Origin of the sequence: Stieleria sp. (assembly GCF_041595215.1) — a bacterium.
GTDB classification, from domain to species: Bacteria; Planctomycetota; Planctomycetia; order Pirellulales; family Pirellulaceae; genus Stieleria; species Stieleria magnilauensis.
In genome coordinates this window covers 1-4,297 of sequence record NZ_JBFHKV010000778.1, presented here as the reverse complement: position 1 = coordinate 4,297, position 4,297 = coordinate 1, and the positions used below count along the sequence as shown (strand labels likewise).

Sequence of the window (4,297 nt, the reverse complement as noted above, 5' to 3'; positions counted from 1 at the left end):
GGGTTGAACATCCGGAAAGGTATTTGCCAGTATCACTCCGCGACCGGTTGCTCCCTGCCCCGCCCGATGCGGTCTGATCTCTGCAACTCCTTTGAATGCTACGGTTTGACACAGCTACGAGATCAGGTTGCCGAAAATGCCGGTACAGGGCTCTTCATCGCCGCCACGAACCAGGAACAGGTCATACATCATCGCTTCGTCGAACCACGCCGTCCGGTATCAACAACCGTCCCCGTTACGCCAGCACGTCCTTGACCACGTGCCCGTGGACGTTGGTCAACCGTCTTTCCAGCCCGTTGTGGTAGAACGTCAAACGCTCGTGGTCGAGCCCCATCAGATGCAACAGCGTTGCGTTGAAGTCGTAGACGGTGGTGGTGTTGGCGGCCGCCTTGAACCCGAACTCATCGCTTTCACCATAGCTGATCCCTTTCTTGACACCGGCACCGGCCAGGAAACAGGTGAACGCGTCGGGGTTGTGATCGCGGCCGGTTCCGTTGCCCTGCAAGAACGGCATCCGTCCGAACTCGGTCGCCCACACGACCAGTGTGTTTTCCAACATTCCACGCTGATTCAGATCCGCGAACAACGCCGCGGTCGGCTGATCCATGATCTCCGCCTGCATCGCGTGCGTTTCCAGAATATTGGCGTGCGAATCCCAGTTGGTGATACCGTTGCCGCCGGCCGGATCGCTGCCGTTGAACAATTGCACGACGCGGACACCCTTTTCGAGCAACCGTCGAGCGAGAATACAGTTGCGTGCATACTGGCCACGCAACTCGCTGCCGCCTTCGACCCCGTACGCTTTTAAGGTCTCGGCGGTTTCGCCGGAGATGTCCATCACGTCCGGGACGGTGGTCTGCATTTTCCCGGCCAGTTCATAGCTGGCGATCCGCCCGGCCAGATCGGCGTCGCCGGGGAATTGTTCCAAGTGTTTCGCATTGAGTCGGGCCAACAGGTCGACGCTGAGACGATCTTCTTGGGCCGAAAGCACGTCGGGGCGGCGCAGATTGTTCGGCGGCGCCGCGGCGCTGAAATCGGTGCCTTGGAACGCGGCGGGCAAAAACCCGTTGCCGAAATTGTTCTTGCCACTTCGCGCCAACCCACGTGGATCATTGATGGCGACGAAAGCCGGCAGCTCTTGGTTTTCCGTCCCCAGTGCATACGTGACCCAGGCGCCGAACGACGGAAACCCTTCCATCGTGAAACCGGTGTTCATGAAGTTCTCGCCCTGGGGGTGCGCACTCGTGTCGGTCGTCAGCGAGTGGATGAACGCGAAATCGTCGACGTGTTGGGCGAGATGCGGCAGCAGATCGGAAACCATCTTGCCCGTTTCGCCGCGGGGTTTGAACTCCCAAAACGGCTTGGCGATGTTCCCGGTCGGGCCTTCAAAGGTCACTTCGGGGATCCCCGGCGGCTTCTGCCCGTGCAATTCCCAGAGCGCCGGTTTGTAATCAAACGTGTCGACATGGCTGACCGCACCGGGGCAATAGATCACCAACACCTGTTTGGCAGGCATGTCGAAGTGTCCCGGACGCGGGGCATACGGCTGACTCGGATCGATGGCAGGCCGAATCGGCGTCTTTCCGCTGACCGTTTTCACATCGGCGGCCAACAATCCGTCAGCGTCGAGCAAGCTGGCCAGCGCCAACGCGCTGGTGGACAAACCGGCGGTGTGTAGGAACCCGCGGCGATCAAGCAAACGTCTGCCCAGGGGCGAAAGTTTTTCGGGATTGGTCATGGTAAAAACGCAAATTCGTTGGTGTTCAATAACGTTCGGCAGACGAGCGACAAGCTCGTTTGCCGGGCAAGTTCCAAACAAGAATCCAGTTCGTCGGTCTCGGGCTGGCGAGACAACAACAGTTCAAAGCAGCGGACGATCGCCGCTTTCAACTCCCCACCCGATTCTTTCTTCGCACGCTCAGCAATCAACTCGGATTGGTGGATCACAAAGTCGCTGTTCATCAAGTTCAACGCTTGCAAGGGAGTCGTCGAGACGGGACGCTTGGCACGCACCTGACCGCAATCGGGAAAGTCGAATGCCGTGAACATCTGGTCGTCGACACGACGCATGCGTTCTTGGTACAGCATGCGGCGCCACGTTTCCGGACCGTAATTCTTGACGACTTCCCACTGGGCGTAGGTTTTCTTTTCGTTGTGAATTCGGTAGCTGCGACCGCCGACAGTTCGGTCCAGTGATCCCGACGCCTGCAGGATCGAATCGCGAATCACTTCCGCCTCCACGCGTTTGGGCGGAAAACGCCACAACAGCGCCGAACCGGCGTCCTTGGCGATGCCCTCTGGCCGCGGCGCACTGGACTGACGGAAGGCCGCCGACATCACCATTTGGCGGATCATCGATTTGGTGGACCACGCTTCGTTGCCCGAGACCGTCGGCTGAACAAACTCCGCGGCCAACCAATCCAACAGTTCCGGATGCGTCGGCGCAGCGCCCGCTTTACCGAAGTCGCTGGTCGTTGGAACAATGCCGCTGCCGAAAATGTGGTGCCAGAGCCGGTTGACCATCACGCGTGCGGTCAACGGATTCTCTTCGCTGCTGATCCATTTGGCGAACTCGGCCCGCCGTTTGGGGCCGGGTGCATCCTGTGTCAGCCCCAAGTCGCCATCAAAGATGGCCGGTCCCGCCGGGTCGACTTCATCACGCGGGTTCTCCGGGCTGCCACGAAGCAGCACGCGGGTCACATCGGGGCGGACGAATCGGCCGACAAAGCTCGGACGCGGCCCTTCTTCGGCCAAGGTCTCGATTTGATTCTGAATCTCCCGGAGCGCCGCTTTGCGTTCAGGATGCTCTTTGTCCAATTGAGTGTTGACGAACCAAGTCCCAACCCAAGGCTGCCAAGTGCCGTCACTTTGGAGCACATCGACATCGTACTCGTAGCGCGGCAGGTACGGTTTCTTGTCCAGATAATCGGTGTCGTAGAAATACTCGCGATTGCTGCTCAGCCGAAGCCGACTGATCTTTTCGGGCTGTTCAAAATCGAACTGCACGTAGGGCTGCTCGTCGGAATCCTTGTCCTTCTTCGCCCGCCAAGTCATCGTGCCATATTCGCCATCATTGACGCGTCGAATCGGATTGCGGCCTTCGAATCCGTCTTCGGGGAATCCGGAAACCTTGGTGCCGCGGCGTTTGTGGGCGAGGTTTTCGCCATAGTTGTCGGGGCCGAACACTTCCAATTCGTCCAAGCCGACGTTGCCCATCTTGAACCGGACACGGATTGCTTTGGTCGTGACGGGTTTGAAGTGCATTTCACGAAACGCCCCCCAATCCTCTTCCCAACCGCCGATCGGCCGCAGCACCGCGCGTTGTTTGGCGATCTCTTTCCAGATCTCTTCGCCGCGTTTGCGACGCGGATGATCAGGGGCGAATTCGGGATGGCGACTGCCGAATTCGACATCTTGGAACACGCCCGTCATCGAGTAGTAATCTTTGATCGTGATCGGATCAAACTTGTGATTGTGACACCGCGCGCATCCGATCGTGACGCCCATCACCGAGGCGCCGACGGTTTGCATGATCTCGTCCATCCGGTCGGCACGGGCTTGGCGAATCGCCGTCGGTTCGCGACCGACCGTTGCCGCGGGCACGTGCGGACCGGCGACCAGAAAACCGGTCGCTTCGCCGGCACCCATCGAATCACCGGCGATCTGTTCCTGCACGAACACGTTGTAGGGCTTGTCTTCATTGAACGATCGGACCACATAATCGCGATAGATCCACGCGTTCTTGCGATACAAATTGGCTTCGGATCCATTGGTTTCCGCCCATCGAATCACGTCCAGCCAATGCTGGGCCCAACGCTCACCGAAATGCGGTGATTGCAGCAGCCGATCAACCAACTTTGAATACGCCAGTTCGGAATCGATTGCAGACGCTTCGATGAATTCGTTCGTCTGTTCCGGCGTCGGGGCGATCCCCGTCAACACGATCGAGACGCGTCGGATCAGCGAACGGGGATCGGCCGGCGGTGAGTACGAGAGTCCCTGCTCGCCCAGTTTCCTCAGCAAAAAGGCATCGATGACGGTGGGCTGCATCGCAAGCTGGTTGCTTCCGCCACCTTGTGGCTGATTCGCAAGCTGGAAGCTTACGCCACTTTGGGGAATGTCGGGTCGGACGACGGGTTTGAATGCCCAGTGATCAATTTCTTCGTTGACCACGTCGTCCATTTGCCCCGGTACGACGGCGCCCGCTTTGATCCAACGCGTCAGCAAATCAATTTCTTCATCCGGCAGCTTGTCATCATCCGGCGGCATCGCCATGTCTTCATCGACATGGTTGATC

Annotated in this window: 2 protein-coding genes; both read right to left on the bottom strand. The window is 58.8% G+C overall.

From position 1 onward, the window contains the following. Positions 1-235: 235 nt before the first annotated feature. A complete protein-coding gene (locus tag ABX749_RS24020) occupies positions 236-1,738 on the bottom strand; it encodes a DUF1501 domain-containing protein (protein WP_372898229.1) in 1,503 nt (500 codons plus the stop codon). Continuing rightward, positions 1,735-4,297: DUF1549 and DUF1553 domain-containing protein (locus ABX749_RS24015; protein WP_372898228.1), on the bottom strand; the 2,563-nt coding region annotated here is incomplete at its 5' end. The genes ABX749_RS24020 and ABX749_RS24015, both read right to left, overlap by 4 nt.

Coding starts and splice junctions, on each gene's coding strand:
- ABX749_RS24020 (WP_372898229.1), bottom strand. CDS start 1,738: ATGACCAATCCCGAAAAACTTTCGCCCCTGGGCAGACGTTTGCTTGAT.